Annotated in this window: 21 protein-coding genes; 11 read left to right on the forward strand and 10 right to left on the reverse strand. The window is 64.3% G+C overall.

Annotated features, from left to right (window positions below; genetic code table 11):
* Positions 1-2 precede the first annotated feature (2 nt).
* Positions 3-1,058: a dihydrodipicolinate synthase family protein gene (locus AC0L20_RS00890; protein WP_473287063.1), complete on the forward strand. Its 1,056-nt coding sequence runs from the start codon at positions 3-5 to the stop codon at positions 1,056-1,058.
* A complete protein-coding gene (locus tag AC0L20_RS00895) occupies positions 1,046-1,828 on the forward strand; it encodes an ABC transporter ATP-binding protein (protein WP_473287064.1) in 783 nt (260 codons plus the stop codon). Before AC0L20_RS00890 ends, AC0L20_RS00895 begins: the two co-directional genes overlap by 13 nt.
* Before the next feature lie 9 nt (positions 1,829-1,837).
* On the opposite strand, the gene AC0L20_RS00900 is transcribed toward AC0L20_RS00895, so the two are convergent.
* From AC0L20_RS00900 to AC0L20_RS00915, 4 genes are all read right to left on the reverse strand, one after another.
* Positions 1,838-3,277, reverse strand: coding sequence for a YadA family autotransporter adhesin (locus AC0L20_RS00900; RefSeq protein WP_473287065.1), 1,440 nt, complete (start codon positions 3,275-3,277; stop codon positions 1,838-1,840).
* A 208-nt stretch (positions 3,278-3,485) separates the two neighbouring features.
* On the reverse strand, positions 3,486-4,574 hold the full coding sequence (locus AC0L20_RS00905; protein WP_473287066.1) for a TRAP transporter substrate-binding protein: 1,089 nt from the start codon (positions 4,572-4,574) through the stop codon (positions 3,486-3,488).
* Between the two features lie 157 nt (positions 4,575-4,731).
* Positions 4,732-4,989 carry a hypothetical protein gene (locus AC0L20_RS00910; protein ID WP_275171839.1) on the reverse strand — a complete coding sequence of 86 codons (258 nt, stop codon included), beginning with the start codon at positions 4,987-4,989 and terminating at the stop codon, positions 4,732-4,734.
* A 95-nt stretch (positions 4,990-5,084) separates the two neighbouring features.
* Entirely contained in the window at positions 5,085-6,035 is a 951-nt protein-coding gene (locus AC0L20_RS00915; protein WP_456764583.1) for a DUF2778 domain-containing protein, read from the reverse strand.
* A gap of 222 nt (positions 6,036-6,257) precedes the next feature.
* Between AC0L20_RS00915 and AC0L20_RS00920 the strand changes: the two genes are divergently transcribed.
* Both AC0L20_RS00920 and AC0L20_RS00925 read left to right on the forward strand, forming a co-directional pair.
* Positions 6,258-6,698, forward strand: a complete 441-nt coding sequence (locus AC0L20_RS00920) for a DUF1810 domain-containing protein (protein ID WP_473287067.1) — start codon at positions 6,258-6,260, stop codon at positions 6,696-6,698.
* 96 nt (positions 6,699-6,794) lie between these two features.
* On the forward strand, positions 6,795-8,876 hold the full coding sequence (locus tag AC0L20_RS00925) for a methyl-accepting chemotaxis protein (protein ID WP_473287068.1): 2,082 nt from the start codon (positions 6,795-6,797) through the stop codon (positions 8,874-8,876).
* Positions 8,877-8,992: 116 nt separating this feature from the next.
* On the opposite strand, the gene AC0L20_RS00930 is transcribed toward AC0L20_RS00925, so the two are convergent.
* Together AC0L20_RS00930 and AC0L20_RS00935 are read right to left on the reverse strand one after the other, a co-directional pair.
* Positions 8,993-9,583: an NADPH-dependent FMN reductase gene (locus tag AC0L20_RS00930; RefSeq protein WP_473287069.1), complete on the reverse strand. Its 591-nt coding sequence runs from the start codon at positions 9,581-9,583 to the stop codon at positions 8,993-8,995.
* 50 nt (positions 9,584-9,633) lie between these two features.
* Positions 9,634-10,581 (reverse strand): AraC family transcriptional regulator, encoded by a 948-nt coding sequence (locus AC0L20_RS00935; protein WP_473287070.1) that lies wholly within the window; start codon positions 10,579-10,581, stop codon positions 9,634-9,636.
* Positions 10,582-10,881: 300 nt separating this feature from the next.
* On the opposite strand from AC0L20_RS00935, the gene AC0L20_RS00940 reads away from it, so the two are divergent.
* Genes AC0L20_RS00940 through AC0L20_RS00950 form a run of 3 tightly spaced genes read left to right on the forward strand, consistent with a single transcriptional unit; the run spans position 10,882 to position 13,477 of the window.
* The gene (locus AC0L20_RS00940) at positions 10,882-11,988 is read left to right on the forward strand and encodes a DUF2336 domain-containing protein (RefSeq protein WP_473287071.1); all 1,107 of its coding nucleotides are present in this window, start codon (positions 10,882-10,884) and stop codon (positions 11,986-11,988) included.
* Positions 11,985-12,305, forward strand: coding sequence for a PilZ domain-containing protein (locus tag AC0L20_RS00945; protein WP_473287072.1), 321 nt, complete (start codon positions 11,985-11,987; stop codon positions 12,303-12,305). Before AC0L20_RS00940 ends, AC0L20_RS00945 begins: the two co-directional genes overlap by 4 nt.
* A 50-nt stretch (positions 12,306-12,355) precedes the next feature.
* The gene (locus AC0L20_RS00950) at positions 12,356-13,477 is read left to right on the forward strand and encodes an HD-GYP domain-containing protein (RefSeq protein ID WP_473287073.1); all 1,122 of its coding nucleotides are present in this window, start codon (positions 12,356-12,358) and stop codon (positions 13,475-13,477) included.
* Between the two features lie 26 nt (positions 13,478-13,503).
* Here the strand turns inward: AC0L20_RS00950 and AC0L20_RS00955 are convergent, their stop codons facing one another.
* Positions 13,504-13,707: a hypothetical protein gene (locus AC0L20_RS00955; RefSeq protein ID WP_007591770.1), complete on the reverse strand. Its 204-nt coding sequence runs from the start codon at positions 13,705-13,707 to the stop codon at positions 13,504-13,506.
* A gap of 132 nt (positions 13,708-13,839) precedes the next feature.
* On the reverse strand, positions 13,840-14,517 hold the full coding sequence (locus tag AC0L20_RS00960; RefSeq protein WP_027517616.1) for a nitroreductase: 678 nt from the start codon (positions 14,515-14,517) through the stop codon (positions 13,840-13,842).
* A 115-nt stretch (positions 14,518-14,632) separates the two neighbouring features.
* Between AC0L20_RS00960 and AC0L20_RS00965 the strand changes: the two genes are divergently transcribed.
* Complete coding sequence (locus tag AC0L20_RS00965; RefSeq protein WP_473287074.1) at positions 14,633-15,595, forward strand: alpha/beta hydrolase; 963 nt, start codon at positions 14,633-14,635, stop codon at positions 15,593-15,595.
* A gap of 46 nt (positions 15,596-15,641) precedes the next feature.
* Here the strand turns inward: AC0L20_RS00965 and AC0L20_RS00970 are convergent, their stop codons facing one another.
* Positions 15,642-16,013, reverse strand: a complete 372-nt coding sequence (locus AC0L20_RS00970; RefSeq protein ID WP_473287075.1) for a nuclear transport factor 2 family protein — start codon at positions 16,011-16,013, stop codon at positions 15,642-15,644.
* Between the two features lie 101 nt (positions 16,014-16,114).
* Between AC0L20_RS00970 and AC0L20_RS00975 the strand changes: the two genes are divergently transcribed.
* Positions 16,115-16,678 (forward strand): TetR/AcrR family transcriptional regulator, encoded by a 564-nt coding sequence (locus tag AC0L20_RS00975; RefSeq protein WP_473287076.1) that lies wholly within the window; start codon positions 16,115-16,117, stop codon positions 16,676-16,678.
* Between the two features lie 15 nt (positions 16,679-16,693).
* Here the strand turns inward: AC0L20_RS00975 and AC0L20_RS00980 are convergent, their stop codons facing one another.
* Entirely contained in the window at positions 16,694-17,158 is a 465-nt protein-coding gene (locus AC0L20_RS00980) for a cupin domain-containing protein (protein WP_473287077.1), read from the reverse strand.
* 204 nt (positions 17,159-17,362) lie between these two features.
* Here AC0L20_RS00980 and AC0L20_RS00985 point away from each other — a divergent pair, with 204 nt between their 5' ends.
* Positions 17,363-17,611, forward strand: coding sequence for a hypothetical protein (locus tag AC0L20_RS00985; protein WP_035962662.1), 249 nt, complete (start codon positions 17,363-17,365; stop codon positions 17,609-17,611).
* Between the two features lie 286 nt (positions 17,612-17,897).
* Positions 17,898-18,950, forward strand: a complete 1,053-nt coding sequence (locus AC0L20_RS00990; protein ID WP_473287078.1) for a type II asparaginase — start codon at positions 17,898-17,900, stop codon at positions 18,948-18,950.

Here is an 18,950-nt window from a genome sequence, read left to right on the forward strand (position 1 = left end):
TCATGCACCACAGCCAGATCAACAGCGAGATCCGCAATCTGATCGCCGACGGCACCGTGCTGCCGGCGCATCCCCTCGCGCTCACCGCCGAACGCCAGCTCGACAAACAGCATCAGCGCGCTCTGACGCGCTATTACATCGACGCCGGCTCGGGCGGCCTCGCGGTCGGTGTGCACACCACGCAGTTTGCGATCCGCGATGTCGGCCTCTATCGTCCCGTGCTCGAGCTCGCCGCCGAGACGGCGGCGGACTGGACCAAGCGTCCGCTGGCGCTGGTCGCGGGCCTCGCCGGTCCGACCAGGCAGGCCACCGCTGAAGCCCGCACCGCGCGCGACATCGGCTATCACGCAGGGCTCCTCAGTCTCGCTGCGATGAAGAGCGCGTCGGAGGACGAGATCATCGCGCATTGCGCAGCGGTCGCAGCCGAAATTCCGCTGGTCGGCTTCTATCTTCAGCCGGCAGTCGGCGGCGTTGTCCTGTCGAGCCGGTTCTGGCAGCGCTTTGCCTCGATCGACAATGTCATCGCGATCAAGATCGCGCCGTTCAACCGCTACAGGACCCTTGATGTTCTGCGCGGCGTCGCGGCAGCCGGCGCGCTCGACCGCGTTGCGCTCTATACCGGCAATGACGACCACATCCTGCTCGATTTGATGCTGCCGTTCGACCTCCGCGACAAGGGCGTCACCACGCGGACCTACTTCAAGGGGGGTCTGCTCGGCCATTGGTCGGTGTGGACGGCGAGCGCGATCAAGCAATTCGAGCGCTGCAAGGCGGCACGGCACAGGGACAGCGTCCCGGCCGATTTGCTCGCGCTCGATGCCCGCGTCACCGATTGCAACAGCGCCTTCTTCGACGTCGCCAACGATTTTCACGGCTGCATCGCCGGCTGTCATGAGGTGCTGCGACGGCAGGGCCTGATGCAGGGTCTGTGGTGCCTCGATCCGAACGAGGGCCTCAGCCCCGGCCAGAAGGACGAGATCGACCGCGTGTACCGCGAGCATTCAGATCTCAGCGACGACGCCTTCGTGGCCGCAAACTTGAACAAATGGCTGGCATGAGCTCAAACCCCTTCATCAGCCTGCAAGGCGTCCGCAAGGTCTATCGCAGCGGCGGCGCCGAATTCCTGGCGGTGTCCGACGTCACCATGGACGTGCAGGAGGGTGAGCTGGTCTCGCTGGTCGGGCCGTCCGGCTGCGGCAAGACCACGGTGATGAAGATCTTGGCCGGCCTGCACGACGCCGACGGCGGCACGGTGAAGATCGGCAATGCCAAAAGCCCGTTCGATCCGACCCGCGACATCGGCATGGTGTTCCAGCAGGCGCTGCTGTTGAAATGGCGCACCATCCTGGACAACGTGCTGCTGCCGGCGGAGATCGTCGGTCTTCCCATGAAGGCCGCGCGCGAGCGGGCACGCGATCTGCTCAATCTGGTGGGCCTTGCCGGCTACGAGCAGAAATATCCGCGAGAGCTCTCCGGCGGCATGCAGCAGCGCACCGCCATTGCGCGCGCCTTCATTCACGACCCGAAACTGATCCTGATGGACGAGCCGTTCGGCGCGCTCGACGCCTTGACGCGCGAGCAGATGAATCTGGAGATGCTGCGGATCTGGCGCGAGAGCGGCAAGACCATCATCTTCATCACGCATTCGATCCAGGAAGCCGTATTCCTGTCCTCGCACTGCGCCGTGCTGACGGTCGGTCCGGCAAAGATGGCCGATTATTTCCCGATCGACCTGCCCTTCCCGCGGGATCTGCCGCTGAAGACGACGGACGCGTTCGGTGCCTATGCGCGGCGCATCTATGCCAAGCTGGGTCTCGGCTCGGCGTGAGGTGAACGCTCAAAACTCCCCGCCGACGCCGACATAGGCGGTGTGCTCGGTGCCGCCGCCGTTGCCATAGCCGCCCACGACCGTGAGGGGCATGGTGGTGTTGAGGCGATGTGCGAAACCAGCACCGAAACCGCCTTCGCCGTGAAACGCCGAGCCGCGCACCTGCCAGGTGGTCTTGCCCGGCGCGGACGGCATCGGCGCGCTGGCGGCTGCAACCGCGGCGGCGATGCCGCGTCGCGCCTCGGTCAGATTGTTGCCGATCTGCGCCTGGAGCGAACCAATCTGCGACTGAAATCCGGCAGTGATGCCGGTGAGCTGGCTCATGTTGACCGCGTCGGTCGGCGCGACGCCGGCGGCGACATTGGTCAGGCGCCGCTCGTTGCCAGACGTACCGAACGACACGGTATTGGCCAGCGTTGCGGTCGAGCCTGCGCCGATCGCGACGGAATTGGCTCCCGATGCGGTCGCATTCATACCGAGCGCCAGCGAATTGGTGCCGTCCGCCCGTGAACTGTTGCCGAGTGCGGTGCCGCCGGTGACGGCCACGGCCGAAGCGCCGAGCGCGGTGGCGTTGGTCGCACCTGCATTGCTCGAATTTCCGACCGCGACGGTCCCCTCGCCGTTGGCGGAGCTGAAAGCACCTACCGCCACCGTAACGTTGCCAATGGCATTGCTGTTGTTGCCGAGCGCGGTCGCGAAATTGCCTGTGGCGGTGCTGGTTTCACCGATGGCCACGGCGTTGCTGCCGGTCGCGGTGCTGCCTTGACCATAGGCCGTGGCAGCGGCGCCATTCGCCTTGCTGTTGGTGCCGGTCGCGGTCGCGAACTGGCCGCTGGCGTTGCTGTTCTGGCCTGTCGCCGTCGCAAAGTCGCCGTTGGCCAGGCTGCCGGCGCCCGTCGCGGTTGTGTTGTTGCCGAGGGCGTTGCTGCCCTCGCCCGTTGCGGTCGCTGCGGTGCCAAACGCGCTACTGTGGGCGCCCGTCGCCGTGGCGGTTGCCCCGCTTGCGAAGGCGTTGCCGCCGAACGCCGCGGCGTTCGCACCAATGGCGCTGGAGTGCGTACCAGTCGCCGTGGCGCCGGTGCCAGTTGCGGTGGCGTTGTCACCGAAGGCGCTCGCCGATATTCCGGTTGCAGCGGTGCCGATGCCGATCGCGGTTGCATTATCGCCGATCGCCTTGGACACGGTGCCCACGGCAAGCGCGGTTTCGCCGGTTGCAGTGGACAAGGCGCCATAGGCGGTGGCGAACGTGCCCTCCGTCGTCGCCGTCTGGCCTACCGCCGTCGCCTCGCCGGATGGCCCGTTGATGACGCCGCCGCCGGCCGCGTAGTCGGCGGCCAGCGCGGAACCGGCGTGGAGGAATGTGGTCGCAAGGAGGATAGCCAGGCAGGACGCGATCGGGCGAAGCTTGCTCCTGCCAGCGGTTCCGCCAATGCTGTTCAGTAAGGTCATTTTCGACTCCATTCCCTGCTTCAACAAGGTCTGGAGGAACGGCCAAAATCCCACATCAACCGTTAGGTTGAAGAAGCATGGACGGCATCATCCCACCATCGGTTTTCGGCGGCATGTTGCAGGAATGCATCGTCATAAGTCTGACGCAACGACGGGCGGCCGGAGGTGGGCGCAAAGCAATCCGGCCGCCCGTCGCGGTGGCCTGAGATCAGCCCTTGCGCATCTTGCCGAGCAGATAATTGTCGTAGAAATTCTCCGCGATCTGCGTGTAGAACAGCAGCTCTTTCATATAGGCGTCGTGGCTTTCCTTGGTGCGCTTGAACAGGTCGCTCTTGGTGGCGAGCTCGTTCAGATGCTCCTGGGTCGCGGCATAGCAGGCCTCCAGAACCGGCTGCGGAAACGCCTTCAGCTCCGCGCCATTGGCGATCAGCCGCTTCAGCGCCGCCGGATTGACGCTGTCGTATTTCTCGAGCATCCAGGCGCCCGCCGCCGAGGCGGCCTGGTTCACGATCGCCTGGTACTGCTTGGGCAGCGACGCCCACTTCTCGTCGTTGACGATCATGTGCAGCATGGCGCCGCCTTCCCACCAGCCCGGGAAGTAATAGTATTTGGCGACCTTCTGGAAACCGAGCTTTTCGTCGTCATAGGGACCGACGAATTCGACCGCGTCGATCGTGCCCTTCTCCAGCGCCGGATAGATGTCGCCGCCCGCGATCTGTTGCGGGACCACTCCGAGCCGCGCCAGCACATGGCCGCCCATGCCGGCGATGCGGAATTTGAGACCCTTGAGATCGTCGACGGTCTTGATCTCCTTGCGGAACCAGCCGCCCATCTGGGTGCCGGAATTGCCGCAGAGAATGGCATGCGCCTTGAACGGCTTCAGCGCCTCGTTGGTGAGGTCGGCGCCGCCGCCGAAATGCCACCATGACTCCTGATGGCGATGGTTCATGCCGAACGGCGCGCCGGTCGCGTAGGCCAGCGCCGGCTCCTTGCCGATGTAGAAATAGAGCGGCGTCTGCGCCATATCGACAGAGGCTGTGCTGACCGCATCGAGCGCCTGCAGGCCGGGGACGAGCTCGCCGGCCGCAAAGGTCTGGATCTGGAATTTGTTGTCGCTGGCCTCGGCAACATATTTCGCAAACGTTTGCGCGGTGCCGTAGATGGTGTCCAGCGACTTCGGGAAGCTCGAGGTCAGGCGCCATCTGATCTCGGGCGCGCTCTGCGCGATCGCGGGTGCGGCAACCAGCGTCGTCGCACCGGCAACCGCGCCGCCCTTGAGGAATGTACGGCGTTTCATGATGGGTCTCTCCCTGAACTATGTTTCAACGTATCGGCTTGAGCGCGATCTTCGCGAAGCTATTGCCGTTCCTATAGCGGAGTTCAAGTCGTGAGCGGTAGCCCGGATGGAGCGCAGCGCAATCCGGGACTCTTCCCAAATATCTGCCGTGTCGCTCTCAGAGCAGCTTTGCGCTCACAAACAGCGCGCGCACGGCGTTGGTCGCCTGCACGACGAGCATGGCGTTCTCGGCGGCGCCTTCGAGCGCCGCGACCGCGTCTTCGTGCAGCGAGCGGAATTCCATCCACTCGACCGATTTGAAGTTGGTGAGGAATTGATAGGCCTGGCCGACGGTCGCGATCGCCAGCGTGTCGCCGTTCAGCTTGATCTTGAACGTCGTGCGCAGCGGGGTCTCGGAATTTTGCGGATCACTCACTTTGCGGATCACTCATGGGCTGCTTCTGGACGATGACGGCTTAACGAAGGGAAAACGGCAGCCCCGCCGCGGCAGGCAAATATCAGGAGCAGATATCAGGACTCGGTGCTCGCGCGCTGCGAGGCGGTCGCCGATGGGGTCAGCCTGGGCACCACGACCAGACGGTTGAACTCACCGTTGTCGTAGGCCTTCATGAACCGATCATAGTCCTTGATCGACACGCAGCCGTTGGAGTCGCCACGGGGCCCGAGCATGTAATTGTGGGTGAGCAGACCGACGCGGCCGAGCGCGCTGGTGCCTTCGGTAGGCGTCAAGCGCAGTGCGCGGACGCCGTGAAACAGTTTTTCGCGCGGCTTCAGGTCGTAGGTCGCGGGCGGGGTCGCGCCGACCATCCGCTGGTCGACGTGCTCCGGATCGTCCATCAGCGCGCCCATGCCGGAATGCGCTTCCAGCGCGAGGCCGCTCGGCAGGTAAAGCGCCTTGGCCGAGATGTCGTAGACCGCCGTCCGCGAATCGTACCCGAGCGCGGCGAGATCCGGCGCCTTGCCGAACAGGCCGCTGTCGGGCGTCAGCGAGGCCAGCTTGATCTTGTCGGTGAATTTTTCGAAGAAGTTGCGGTTGTCGATCCTGGGATTGGTCTCGGCATAAGCCTGGCTGGAGGCGATCTGGGCGGAGATGTCGGCCTGGGGCGGGCGCGAGCGCGGCATCGGGATGGCGTCGGCACGCTGCGATTGTCTCGTCTCCTCGGACATGTGCCGGTCGTCGTCGGTCAGGGTCGAGCGCCAGTCGTCGCCCTGGAGCTTCTGGGCGAGCATCGCCTTGGCGTCGCGCAATTTGAGCTGGACTGCACTCACCGCGGAGCGCTCCAGCGTCCGCAAGCCGAGCTCGCGGGCGGGCGGACTGCTGGAAGCGGAAGCGAAACGATCATCGAATGAAGGCGCATTGGCCGGCGGCAGCGCGGCGGTGACCAGCGAGGCCGAACCGCCGATATCCGCGACCCAGGCGGCGGCGCCCAGCGCCAGCGCGACAGCGGCCAGAGACAGCAATATCGTCTCGGCTCGCCCAATACGGCGGCGCGACAATAGCCTCTCGGCTTGTGCCCGGTCGGAAACCATCAGCTCCCCAAAATCGATCCCCGGGGGGACCCACCCCCACCCGGAGATTCTATACCAGCTACCACATTGGGAGCCAAAAGTTAGGCATAATCGCGGCCGGCAGGGGTCTGGCAAGGCTCCGGCAAGCCATTCCAGGGTATCCTAAGGTATCTTATGACCGATCCGTTCGATCTCAAACGCTTTGTCCAGGCCCAGGACCCGGTTTATGGCGACGTTCGGGGGGAGCTGACCCGGGGCCGAAAGCAGAGCCACTGGATGTGGTTCGTCTTCCCGCAGGTCGCCGGCCTCGGCTCCAGCGCCATGTCGCAGCGCTACGCCATCGCCTCGCGCGCCGAGGCCAAGGCCTATCTCGCCCACCCCATCCTCGGTCCGCGCCTGATCGAATGCACGAGGCTCGTGCTCGCTGTCGAGGGCCGGGCCATCAACGCCATCCTCGGCGCGCCCGATGACGCCAAATTCCGCTCGTCGATGACGCTGTTCGAAGCGGTGTCCGACGAGCCCGTTTTCGACGAGGCGCTCGCCCGGTACTTTTCGGGCGAGCGCGATCAGGCAACGCTCGATATGCTCGCCGCCCTCGACCGCAAGGCCCGGTGACCGCGGCTGCCGGCGGCCACCAGCGTAAACCCGGGATTAACATCGCCTGCCTATTGTCCGTGCAATAATTTCCCGCGCCAGTTGCCGGACACACTCATGAAAATCGGTACGCTCCTGACCACCGCCATCGTCTCGCTCTCGACCGTGGGCGGCGGCCTCGCCGTCTACGTCGCCGTAACGAAATACCAGACGATGGAGCGGATCACCGAAGCCCAGGGGCGCCTCGCGATCGTTCGCGCCGTCAGCGACATCCCGCGCTACCTCAATCCCGAGCGCGGCTTTTCCACCAACATTCTCTATGGCCCTCCCGCCGTCGACCCGGCGCTGCTTGCCGAGCAGGGCAAGCTGCGCAAGCAGACCGATGCCGCCCGCGACACGATGAACGCGTTGCGCAAGGACCTGCCGGGCCCGTTCGACGACGGCAACACCACCGGCGGCAACATCGACGCCATCAATTCGAAGTTCACCGCGCTGCGCGAGGCTATCGACAAGGCGATGTCCGGCCCGCCGGAGGCGCGCAAGGACGCCGCCAAGAAGATCGTCGCCGAAAATGCCGTGCTCAACGCCAGCGTGACTGCGCTGCTCAACGAGCAGGTCCGCCGCATGGCGATCCTCAACGGCGATGCCTACCGGCAGGCCAGCTACGCCAACATCGCGATGACGTTGCGCGACGTCGGCGGCTTCAACTCCAGCCTGCACAAGAATCTCGTCGGCGGCAAGAAACCGGCGACCGATGCCGAGAAGGCCGAGATCAGCCGCTCGCAGGGCCGCAACGACCAGATCGTGATGTCGCTGCTGGAGCTGCGCGGCAATCCCGCAACGCCGGCGAACATCGCCGCCGCACTGGAGAAATTCAACGCGATCTACATCGAAGAGTTCGGCCGCGAGCTCAAGCTGGTGAAGGAGGGTGCGGTCAGCGGCAAGTACGAACACGACATGGACACCTATTACACCGCCACGCAGCGCGGCCTCAGCACCATCATCGAGGTCCGCGACGCCTTCTACGACAACGCCGAGCAGATTCTCGCCGGTGCCTCCACTGCGGCCCACACCAGCTTCACCATCGCACTCGCGGGCCTTCTCGCGGTGCTGATCGCCAGCGCCGGCCTCATCGTCACGGTCCGCCGCCGCGTCTGCGCCCCGATCGTCAATCTGACGACGCGGATGTCGCGGCTTGCCGACGGCGAGGTTGCGGAAGAGATTCCCGGTGCCGAGCGTTCCGACGAAATCGGCGCCATGGCCGCGGCCGTCCGGGTCTTCAAGGACAACATGATCCGCGCCGACAGCCTTGCGGCGGAGAAGCAGGCCGAGAACGACGGTAAGATGCGCCGCGCACAGGCGCTCGACGGGATCACCCGCGCGTTCGAAACCAAGGTCACCGAGCTCGTCGGCGGCCTGTCCCGCGCGTCATCCACCATGGAGAGCACGGCGCAGTCGATGACCTCGACGGCGGCCCAGACCAACAGCCAGGCCGCGGTCGTCGCCGCTGCCTCACAGCAGACATCGAGCAACGTACAGACCGTCGCGAGCGCCACCGAAGAGCTGACCTCCTCGATCTCAGAGATCGGCCGTCAGGTGGCCCAATCCACCGAGATCGCGGCCCGCGCCGTCGACAACGCCCGCCGCACCGGCGACACCGCCCGAGCGTTGGCCGAGGGCGCGCAGAAGATCGGCGACGTCGTCACGCTGATCCAGAGCATCGCCGAGCAGACCAATTTGCTGGCGCTCAACGCGACCATCGAGGCCGCCCGCGCCGGCGACGCCGGCCGCGGCTTTGCGGTGGTTGCTGCCGAGGTGAAATCGCTGGCCGGCCAGACCGCCAAGGCCACCACCGAAATCTCCGAGCAAATTTCGGCGATCCAGGCGGCGAGCGACGAGACCGTCACCGCGATCCGCAACGTCGCTGACGTGATCGGCGAGATCGACCAGATCGGCACCGCAATCGCGGCCGCGATCGAGGAGCAGGGCTCGGCGACCAAGGAGATCGCCCGCAGCGTCCAGGAGGCCGCGCGCGGCACCCAGGAGGTCAACACAAACATATCAGGCGTGCAGCGCGCCGCCGACGATACCGGCACGGCCGCAAGAGAGGTGCTGGGGGCAGCCGAACAGCTCTCGACCCAGTCGCGCGATCTCGCCGGACAGTTCGACCGCTTCCTCGGCGAGGTCAGGGCGGCGTAAGCGCGGCAAACGCGCAGCTTCGTAGCCCGGATGGAGCGAAAGCGTAATCCGGGAATCCTATCGCTACGGATGCACTGTCCCGGATTGCGCTGCGCTCCATCCGGGCTACGGGACCGTCAGTAAGGCGGCGCCTTGCGCGCCCGCTGCGCCTTGGCCGCCTCGATCCACCATGCGAGATCGTCGGCGAAACGCGGGAACGAGCGTTCCAGCGCCTTGCCGCCCTCGCCGATCGGTTCGCCCGCCTCCGACAGTGTCTGTGCGATCGGACCGACGCCGATGGTGCTCGACACCACCACCATGCCCATCTCCGACAACGTGCCATGCCAGGCGGTCGAGGCACGCGCGCCGGACAGGCGGCCGGCCGAATAGCTCACGATCGCGGCCGGACGCCAGAACCACTCCTCGAGGAAGTGGTCAGTGAGATTTTTCAGGCCCGGTTGAATGCCCCAATTGTATTCGCCGGTGATGAAGACGAAGCCATCGGCGCCGCGGATCTCTCCGGCCAGCTTCTCCAGCGCCTCGGGTGCGGCGCCCTTGGGATACTCCTTGTACATGCGATCGAGCATCGGCAGGCCGATCGCCTTGGCGTCGATGAACACGACGTCGTCGCCGCGGGCGCGCAGGCGATCGATGACGAAATTCGCAAGGCGAATGCCCATGCGGTCGGAACGGTAGGAACCGTAGAGGACGAGGATGCGATTGCTCATGACCGGTAGTATAGCACGGATTAGCAGGCCGGCCTCAACGTTTTGACGCGCTATGTTCGCCGTCCGCATTCAAGCGTTCGCGACGGTGTCTCGCCGAACTGGTCGCGATAGCTTCTGGAGAAGTCGCCGAGATGCCAGAAGCCGAACGCCAGCGCGACGGCCTTGACGCTGTCGGCGCCGGCGAGCAGCCGCTGACGCACCAGCCACAGCCGCCGCAGGCGCAAGTAGCGGTGCAGGCTCATTCCGCGATAGCGGCGGACGACGTCGTGCATGGTGCGAACGGACAAGCCGAGTTTGCGCGCGATCTCGTCGCTGTAGATGGGCTGCGAGAGGTCGTCGGAAAGCAGCGCGCGGATGTCCTGAAAGACCTTGAAGTTGCGCTCGTCATTGGGGCGCAGGGTCCATCGCGCGGGAACGATACTTTGGAAGATTGCGTCCACAGCCCCCAGCAGGCTCTCCTTCATGGCGGCCGCCTTCAGCGGCACGTCGGGCGCGTCGACGGGCTCCGACGCGGCTGCCAAGACTTCCCGAACCACACCGCGGAGCCGGCTCAAGCCCGCAGCGGTCGCTTCGAAGATGTTGAAGCAGAGGGTTGCTTGTGGCCAGCCGCGATCCGTCACCTCCGGCCTGAACACCACCGAGGCGATTTGCCGCTGCACCTCCTCGATGATGGTGTAAGCCGCGCCGCCGTTGCCGATGACGATAACGGGTCGTGCGCGCCTCGTGCCGTTGAATCGAACCGGCACGTCCAAATCGTCCATCGTGAAACCGATCGCGGTACAATTCTCGACGAGCTGTGCGTCGACGACTCGCGGAAATGCCCGCGTCAAATTCACGTCGCAGCCGGGCAGCGACAGAATAATCTGCTCGGCCGAAATCCTCCGTACGAAAGGCGTGAACTCGAAGTCGAGGCCTCGTATGGCATTTCGAAATTCATCGACGTCGGTGAAGCGAAATATCTTTGGCGCCAGCGTCGGCGGATCATCAGTTCTGTTCATGGCAATGTGAAACTTCGCCTCGCAACACACGCGCGTCCGGCGACGATGCCGGCCCGACTTCCCCGCTCCGGTGTCCCTTAAGTCTGAAAGAATCACTTCGACTATGCTGACCAGTTGGCGAGGGTCGAAGTCCAAGGACAAGCCGGCGCATCAAATGTCGCCAATTTTCGATAGCGTTTTCCTGGCTGCCAGCGGTGCAGCAATACCCGAACAATCGAATGCAACATTTCAAATTAACGTCTGTCGGGCCGAATAAGCGCTGTTCGATATTCAAAATCAATTTTGAGTCAGGCCCCTGCCATGATGGCAAATTCGCCTGCTGATATTCTCGCTGAATTGGAAGAGACGGTCGCAACGTGCCCCGCGGAGCGTTGCGCACGCATTCTCTCCGGCATGGTGCAGTTGCTCACTGGCAGCCGCGGCCAGTGCCAGGCAATGCTCACCAACGTGGCCGACGGAGTTCTGCTACGCTTGACGGAACGGGTCGAGACCAGCGCACTGGTTCAGCTCAGCATGGCACTCGCCGAGCTCGACATCGCGCCTCCCGAAACATTGTGGCGTCTCGCCTCGCACGATAATCCGGACGTGGCGGGTCCTGTGTTGCTCAAGTCGCGTGCACTTTCCGCGGCCGATCTCGAGGCTGTCATTGACTCCCGTGGCGAGTGGCATCGACGCGCGATCGCCGCGCGCAGCGACATCGCGCCGACCGTGACCGAGGCGCTGATCAAGCACGGCGGCCCGACCTGCCTTGACCTGATCAGGAACCCGGGAACGAAATTCTCGGACGCAGCCTATGCAGCGCTGATTGCCAAGGCCGACCAGGACGGCGAGATCGCGAAGGCGCTGGTGCTCCGGCCCGGCACACCCGATTTGGTCGTGCGCAAGCTGCTCTCCGTCCCACCAGCCCGGCAGGCACCGGCGACGCCCAACCCGCCCGCTGCGGCGCTGGTGCCGGAAGCGGAGCCGACTCCGCCAAAGCGGCCTTGCCGGGCCGACTATGCAAGCGCGAGGCCGGAGATCGTCGCCCTCAACCGCATCGGCAAGCTCAACGATTCCACAGTGAACCGTTTTGCGATCCGCGGCGAGACGGCCAATCTGTTCACGGCACTGTCGGTGCTTTCAGGGGCGCCGCTCGAAATCATCGAGCATGTCGTGAGCGATGACGATTGCGAGGGGCTGGTCATGGCGTGCCGGGCGTCGCGGCTGAACTGGCAGACCACCCTTACCATCCTGAGCAACCGCAGCGGAAAAAGGCTCTCCTATTCTGAGCGCGAGCGCGCGCAACGGATCTTCGAGACGCTGCTTCTGTCCACCAGCCAATGGACAGTGCGATGGGGGCAAATAGCAGCAAACGCCAGCACGGGCGACCCGGGAAATCACGGCGCGAAGATGGGGGTGAGCCGATGAAGTTCGACGGCCGTAAAGCGTTTCGCGTGAAAATGGACCACAAGCAGCCCGTCAATCTGATGGGCTCGGACGGCACGTGGCGGCGCAGTTGCGTTTTGCTCGACGTATCGCAAAGCGGTGCAAAGATCGCGGTCGAGGGTACACTCGACGTGCTCCAAGCCAAGGAATTCTTCCTGCTGCTGTCCTCGACGGGGCTCGCCTACCGGCGCTGCGAACTGGTCTGGATCGACGGCACCACGGCCGGCGTGCACTTCGTCACCGCAGACGGCAAGAAGAAAGCGGCAGTCGCCGTGCAGGCTGCCGCTCAGAGCAAATAGGCCCAAGGATTCATCAGCCCCATCCAACTCCAGCATGATTCAGGTCAACCGTGCAGAACGCGCGAATGATATCCCGCCCCGTCAAAGGCGACGGCGGCATCCGAGAGAAGGAATCGGCACGCCCATTCGTGCATGTGCTGGCTGATTCCTCGGACAAACTGTCGAGCGTCTGTTCAATTCTCGAGCAACGGTTTGCCGTCGCAGGCGAACGGCTCGACGCGGAAGCCAAGCTGTCCCAGATGCCGTTCGCGATCGTCATCCGTGCGGAATTGCGTGACGTCCACACCATTGCGGCCATCAAGAAACGAGCCGCAAAGCTCGCAAAGGCAACGAAGCGCATCTTCCTGGTCGAGCACGCCTCTCACATGAGTATCTCGCAGGCCTACGCGCTCGGGGCCACACTCGTCCTTCCCGGGACGATCGACAAGATCAAGCTGCTGGCAGCGCTGGTTGATCCTGCCGAAGAGGCGTCTGCTTCCTCAGGTCACTCGACGCAGCCGGACAATGCCGTTGAGGCGGCGGCGACGGCGATCGCGTCGATGTTCACGGCCGTTACGCTCGGCGAGCCCATCGATGTCGACGGCACGAAGGAAGCCGGCCGCAAGATCGCTGATCGCATCACCCAGCATGGCTTGTCCGAGTGGCTCACCACGGTGCGGCGCCACCACGAGGGAACCTACCAGCACTGCCTGCTCGTGACCGGCGTTGCAATCGACTTCGGGCTGAGTCTCGGTGTGGGCCGGGCCGATCTCGAGCGGCTGTATTCGGCGGCCATGTTCCACGACGTCGGCAAGGCCCGGATCCCGCTCGCCATCCTCGACAAGCCCGGCCGTCTCGATCCGGCCGAACGTGCCATGATCGAGACTCACCCGATGGCGGGTTACGATTTCCTGAAAGACCACGACAATATCTCGCCAGAGATCCTCGATGCGGTGCGGCATCATCACGAATTTCTCGACGGCAGCGGCTATCCGGATGCGCTCGGGGCCGAGAGTATTGGCGACATCGTGCGGATTCTCACGATCTCGGACATCTTCGCTGCCCTGATCGAGTATCGGCACTACAAGCCGACGCTGCCACGCGGCGAAGCCTATGACATCCTATGCGGGATGAGCGGAAAGTTGGAGAAAGCACTGCTGACCGCGTTCAGGCAGGTCGCTCTCACGAGGTGAGCGCAGCAACCCGTCTCGACCCCAGTCTAGTGCGCGGCGCGATGTCTGGTGCGGCGCGGAACAGTTCGGCAGGCGAGCCCTTCGGCCAGCAGCTTCATGTCCTCGTGCCGGCCGCTGCGGATCATCCGGCCGAACTCTTCGGGGGTGAAAGGAAGACTTGGATCATCATCGATCGGACGCCGCACTCGCGGGCCGAAGAACCGTCGAACCAGGCTAGCGAGCCGCCGCATGTCAATTCCCTCGCGCCAGCATCAAACCTTTCAGTCCCCACATTGTTCCTCCCGCGCGATCGAGATTGCAAGAGGCCGCCAAGCGGTCCGCACCAAAAAAAATTCGCGAGAGAATAATCTCCTCTGCCTGCGCTACTCGGCGAATCCGACGTAACGCACGAAATCGTCGTTGCCCTCGCGATCGGAGCGCACCGCGTTCGCGGCAAAGTTGTCGTCGGGATAGCCCATCGCGACGCAGGTCATGATCACCTCGTCCTCCGGAATGTTCGCGACCTCGCGCACGATGTCGGAGCGCATGATGCCCTGCCCGTTGATCACCGAACCGAGCCCGCGGTCCCAGGCCGCGAGCACGATACCGTAGCAGAGCGCGCCCAGATCGAAATGGCAGACCGCGCCGGGATCGAGCACGCGGTCATAGGTCAAGACCAGCGAAACTGGCGCGTCGAACTGGCGGAAGCCGCGCAGCACCCAGTCCTGGCGCATCGGCTTGTCGTCGCGCGCGATCCCCATCGCGCCGAACAGTTTCTTGGCAACATCGACTTGCCGGGTCCGGTGCACGCCCTGGTACTCGCCGTGACTGACGATGTCGCGCTTGACCTTGGCGCCGGCAACCATCTCCTCCATGTTGCGTCGGCGCAGCTGTTCCAGCGGACCGCCTGTGAGCACGTGGACATGCCAGGGCTGGGTGTTCATCGACGACGGCGCACGCTTGGCGCTGTCGATGATCGCCTCGATCACCGCGCGCGGCACCGGCTCGTTCCTGAAGCCGCGCACGCTGCGGCGCGACTGGACCAGCGTTTCGAATTCCACCTCAAGACCTCCCTGCCGTTCATTCTCCGGCATTGCCACATGCGAGCGGTTGCCGACGCGGCGCGCCATATCTATGCTAACCCGCAAGCAAGACCAAGAACCGTGTGAGGATTCCATGGCCGCACCGCTCGATCCCGTCATCGCCCAGATCATTCCGCTGTTGCCGATGCGCGATGCCACCACGATGACGCCACAGAGCGCCCGCGATTCCTTGCGCGCACTGGCTGCCTCGCGCGCGGCCATACCGCCGCCACCCGTCGACATCGTCGCGGATATCAAGGTGAAAGGCGGCGCCGGACCGCTCGATGCACGTGTCTACCGGGTCGGCACAACGCCGGCGCCGACCGTGGTGTTCTTCCATGGCGGCGGCTGGGTCGCGGGCGACCTCGAGACCCACGACCGGCAGGCCCGCAACCTTGCGATCGAGACCGGCGCAGTCGTCGTCTCCGTCGACTATCGCCGCCCGCCCGAAACGCGCTTTCCCGGTGCGTTCGAGGACGCCTTTGCCGCGGTCAGCGACGTGTTTGGCCGCGTCGCGGAATTTGGCGGCGATGCAAAACGCCTCGGCGTTGCCGGCGACAGCGCCGGCGGCAATCTCGCCGCCACCACTGCAATCGCCTGCCGTGACGCCGGCATCAAGCTCGCCGCGCAACTGCTGGTCTACCCCGTGACTGATGTGCTCGGCAGTTATGCGGACGCGCGCGAGAACGCTCGTTTTCCCTCGCGCGCCGAGAATGCCGAGGGCTACTTTCTTTCACGTGCCGTGATGGAGTGGTTTTGCGGCCATTATCTCGCCGATCCCTCGCATGCCACCGACTGGCGTGTCTCGCCGCTGCGCGCCACCTCGCTCGCCGGCGTCGCGCCCGCGATCGTCACCACCGCCTGGTTCGATCCCCTGCGCGACGAGGGCGTAGCCTATGCACGGGCGCTGGAAGCCGCCGGTGTGCCGGTAAAGCACCATGAAGGCCCCGGCCTGATCCACGGCTATTTCGGCCTCGGCGACGCCTCCGACGTGGCGCGAGCCGAAGCGCGGCGCGCACGCGCGGACTTCAAGGCACTTCTCGCGCGCGGCGTATGAGGGCGATGTCGGGAGCGGCAGGATCGACCGCCGCGCCGGCCGGCGTTCAGGCCTTCGCAGCGGGCACGTCGAAGAAGCCGGTCGCCTGAACGAGGCGGCCATCGTCGCCGAAGCGGCCGAAACTCTCGCCCGTGACGAACACGCGACCGGCGCCGTCATACATGGTCCAGCGAAAAAGCCCCTGATCATGGTGCTCGAGGAAGCTGTCATTCCTGAAATGCGCGCCAGGAAACTTGATCTGAGATTGACCGATACGCGCCATCAAGGCGTCACGTCCCTCCACCTGCGAGCCCGGATCGGTATAGACGCAGTCCGCGGCCACGCTTTGCTCGAGCAGCCGACGCCGCTCGTCCTCATCGATGGGTCCCCACGCCGCCTGATAGGTGTTCCAGGTCTTCAGTCGCGCTTCATCGTTCATGTCGCAGACCCTCTCATGGCTTCATGCCGCTACCGGCAAATTGACAATTATTGATATTATGTCAATATGACCGACGTGCAATTCCGACGCCCGTGAGGCTCATGGCTCGTTCCAGCATTTCGAAAGAGGAGCGTGCCGTCGCGGCTGCGACGGAGGTCTTCTCCCGCTACGGCCAAGCCCGCACGACGATGGGCGACATCGCCGCCAAGGCCGGAATGTCGCGGCCGGCGCTCTATTTGCTCTTCTCCGACAAGGACGCCGTGTTCGCGGCGGTGATCCAGGGAATGGACGAGCAGAAGCATCGGGAGATCAGGGCCGCAATCGCGCGGCTCGATGGCCTTCACGCCAAGCTGCTCCACGCCTGTAAATCCTGGGGATCGCATGGCTTCGACCTGATAGAGGCGCACCCCGATTCGGCAGATCTCTTCGACCTCCGTTTCCCGGCAGTTCGGAAGGTCTACGACAACTTCCAGTCTTTGGTCGCCGACCTCATCCGCGATCAGGTGAAGGCCGCTGGGATCGCGGACGAGCCGGAAGTGCTGGCACGATGCCTGGTGTTCGGCATGCGGGGACTGCGCGAAACCGCCAGGAACGGCACGGAGATGCGGCGGCTGATCGCCGTTCAGGTCACCATGCTCGTCAGAAGCATCGATGATGGCACTTGAGCTGCGAAGAGCCGCCTATCTCCGCGCCCGTTGCGCGTCGGTGTGCCCCCACGTCTGGTCCCAATCCTGACCGGCGGCATCGACGACGCGGCCGTCGGCTTCGAAGAACTTGTTCGGCACCTGGAAGATCGCCAGGATCAGGGCGCCCTCCGGGCACCAGGCGGCATGCCGGCTGCCCGCCTCGCGCCAGATGAATTCGCCGGCCCTGCAGGCAATCCCCTTGGCCGGTCCCTCGTTGTCGACGAGAGCGCCTTCGATGACATAACTCTGCTCGACTCCGACATGCTCGTGATCGGGCAGCACCGATCCCGGCGCAAAGCGCATCAACGCGGTCATCAGACCGCTGCTGCGATCGAACAGCAGCGTCTTGGCCTCGCAGCCGGGAAAGCGCGTATTCTGCCATTCCATCTCTTGCGGCCGAACCAGGTGAGAATGCCGGTCAGAAGCGGCATCCGGCACATTCTCGATCAAGGACTCCATCACGGTGCTCCCTCCGGTTAAACGCGCCCGAAGCTAGCAGGATCACCCGTCCCGGTCAGCGAGCAGTGCAGCAGGCCGTCGGTCCCGTCGCACCCGCGGTCGAAAAATCGCCAGGAAGACCGGACGGCGGGCGCTCATCCAGCTTGATTGCGCCACGATTCCCGGCTCCAATCCGCGCGCCATTTCTGGTTTAGGGAGACAATCATGATGAAGCGGATTTTCCTGGCTGCGATCGTTGCCACGTTTGCAGCGGGTTCGGCCTTCGCGGAGGACACCTGCGAAAGCAAGGCCGTCGGCAAGGACGGCAAGGCCCTGGCTGGTGCGGCCAAGACCTCGTTCATGAAGAAGTGCAAGGCCGACGCCTGCGCGCCCAAGGCCGTCAGCGCCGAGGGCAAGCCGCTCGCCGGCGCCGCCAAGAACAGCTTTATGAAGAAGTGCGAAGTCGGCGCCTGACCGCTGCGACTCTGGTGCTCATTTAGCGAGCAACGGTTCCACAAACTCGTCATGCCCGGGCTTGTCCCGGGCATCCACGTTTTTGTCTCTGAATAACAGAGGCAAAGACCGTTTGCCTCTTCTCGCACGCGCTGAGCGCGCAGATCAAAATCGTCGCCACCCTAGACAGAGTGCCTCGGCTAGCGGAACATGCAGCGCTGAGCGAACCGGGGCGTACCAACGAATCTTCCAGCAAAGGGTGGTCGAGATGTTGCAGTTTCGAGTGCGTGATTACACGATGGCGATAATGAGCGTGCTGTTCGCGTTGCTCATCAGTTTTGACGTCGCGCATGCGAGGGGCCCGGGACTTCCCAACGTCATGGTGCTCGCAACCGGCGGCACGATCGCCGGCAGCGGGGCGAGCAGCACCACTGTCGTCGGCTACACCGCCGCCACGGTGGGCATTGAGACGCTCCTGAATGCCGTCCCCGAACTGAAAACGGTCGCCAACGTCAAGGGCGAGCAGGTTTTCCAGATCGCCAGCGAGAACATGAACAATGACTACTGGCTCAAGCTCGCCAAGCGCGTCAACACGCTGCTCGCGCAGGACGACGTCGATGGCATTGTGATCACGCACGGGACCGATACGATCGAGGAAACCAGCTATTTTCTGGACCTCGTCGTCAAGAGCAAGAAACCTGTCGTCGTGGTCGGCGCGATGCGGCCGTCGACGGCAATCAGCGCGGATGGGCCGATCAACCTCTTCAACGCGGTGATCCTCGCGGGCAGTGACGAGGCCGTCGGCAAGGGCGTGCTCGTTGCTCTCAACGATCAGATCAACGCGGCTCGCGATGTCACCAAGAACAACACCTCGACGGCAGACACCTTCCGCACCCCTGAACTCGGCTTTCTCGGCTACATGCAGGGCAACAAGCCGTTCTTCTATCGTCAATCGACGCGGCGGCACACGGCAGACTCCGAATTCGATGTCTCCAGCCTCGATGTCCTGCCGCAGGTCGACATCGTCTACGGCTACGCCAACATGAACCGGGTCGCGATCGACGCGTTTGTCGCCGCCGGTTCCAAGGGGATCGTGCATGCCGGCGTGGGAGACGGCAGCCTGGCTCGGCCCGCGGTCGAGCCGGCCCTCGACGAGGCCCGCAAGAAGGGAGTCGTGATCGTGCGCAGCAGCCGTGTCGGCAACGGCATCGTCGCACGCAATGGCGAGGCCAAGGACGACGAGCACGACTTCGTCGTCTCGGATACGCTCAATCCTCAAAAGGCGCGCATTCTGCTGATGCTGGCGCTGACCAAGACGACCGACACCAAGGAAATCCAGCGGATGTTCTTCACTTACTAG

It is taken from the genome of Bradyrhizobium sp. Kon58, assembly GCF_055807455.1.

Excerpts from the sequence above, each read along its gene's own strand:
- AC0L20_RS00940 (WP_473287071.1), top strand. The coding sequence starts at position 10,882 with ATGATGGCAAATTCGCCTGCTGATATTCTCGCTGAATTGGAAGAGACG.
- AC0L20_RS00955 (WP_007591770.1), bottom strand. The coding sequence starts at position 13,707 with ATGCGGCGGCTCGCTAGCCTGGTTCGACGGTTCTTCGGCCCGCGAGTG.
- AC0L20_RS00900 (WP_473287065.1), bottom strand. The coding sequence starts at position 3,277 with ATGACCTTACTGAACAGCATTGGCGGAACCGCTGGCAGGAGCAAGCTT.
- AC0L20_RS00905 (WP_473287066.1), bottom strand. The coding sequence starts at position 4,574 with ATGAAACGCCGTACATTCCTCAAGGGCGGCGCGGTTGCCGGTGCGACG.
- AC0L20_RS00985 (WP_035962662.1), top strand. The coding sequence starts at position 17,363 with ATGATGAAGCGGATTTTCCTGGCTGCGATCGTTGCCACGTTTGCAGCG.
- AC0L20_RS00990 (WP_473287078.1), top strand. The coding sequence starts at position 17,898 with ATGAGCGTGCTGTTCGCGTTGCTCATCAGTTTTGACGTCGCGCATGCG.
- AC0L20_RS00965 (WP_473287074.1), top strand. The coding sequence starts at position 14,633 with ATGGCCGCACCGCTCGATCCCGTCATCGCCCAGATCATTCCGCTGTTG.
- AC0L20_RS00925 (WP_473287068.1), top strand. The coding sequence starts at position 6,795 with ATGAAAATCGGTACGCTCCTGACCACCGCCATCGTCTCGCTCTCGACC.
- AC0L20_RS00975 (WP_473287076.1), top strand. The coding sequence starts at position 16,115 with ATGGCTCGTTCCAGCATTTCGAAAGAGGAGCGTGCCGTCGCGGCTGCG.
- AC0L20_RS00980 (WP_473287077.1), bottom strand. The coding sequence starts at position 17,158 with ATGGAGTCCTTGATCGAGAATGTGCCGGATGCCGCTTCTGACCGGCAT.
- AC0L20_RS00890 (WP_473287063.1), top strand. The coding sequence starts at position 3 with ATGCACCACAGCCAGATCAACAGCGAGATCCGCAATCTGATCGCCGAC.
- AC0L20_RS00945 (WP_473287072.1), top strand. The coding sequence starts at position 11,985 with ATGAAGTTCGACGGCCGTAAAGCGTTTCGCGTGAAAATGGACCACAAG.
- AC0L20_RS00920 (WP_473287067.1), top strand. The coding sequence starts at position 6,258 with ATGACCGATCCGTTCGATCTCAAACGCTTTGTCCAGGCCCAGGACCCG.
- AC0L20_RS00895 (WP_473287064.1), top strand. The coding sequence starts at position 1,046 with ATGGCTGGCATGAGCTCAAACCCCTTCATCAGCCTGCAAGGCGTCCGC.
- AC0L20_RS00930 (WP_473287069.1), bottom strand. The coding sequence starts at position 9,583 with ATGAGCAATCGCATCCTCGTCCTCTACGGTTCCTACCGTTCCGACCGC.
- AC0L20_RS00935 (WP_473287070.1), bottom strand. The coding sequence starts at position 10,581 with ATGAACAGAACTGATGATCCGCCGACGCTGGCGCCAAAGATATTTCGC.
- AC0L20_RS00970 (WP_473287075.1), bottom strand. The coding sequence starts at position 16,013 with ATGAACGATGAAGCGCGACTGAAGACCTGGAACACCTATCAGGCGGCG.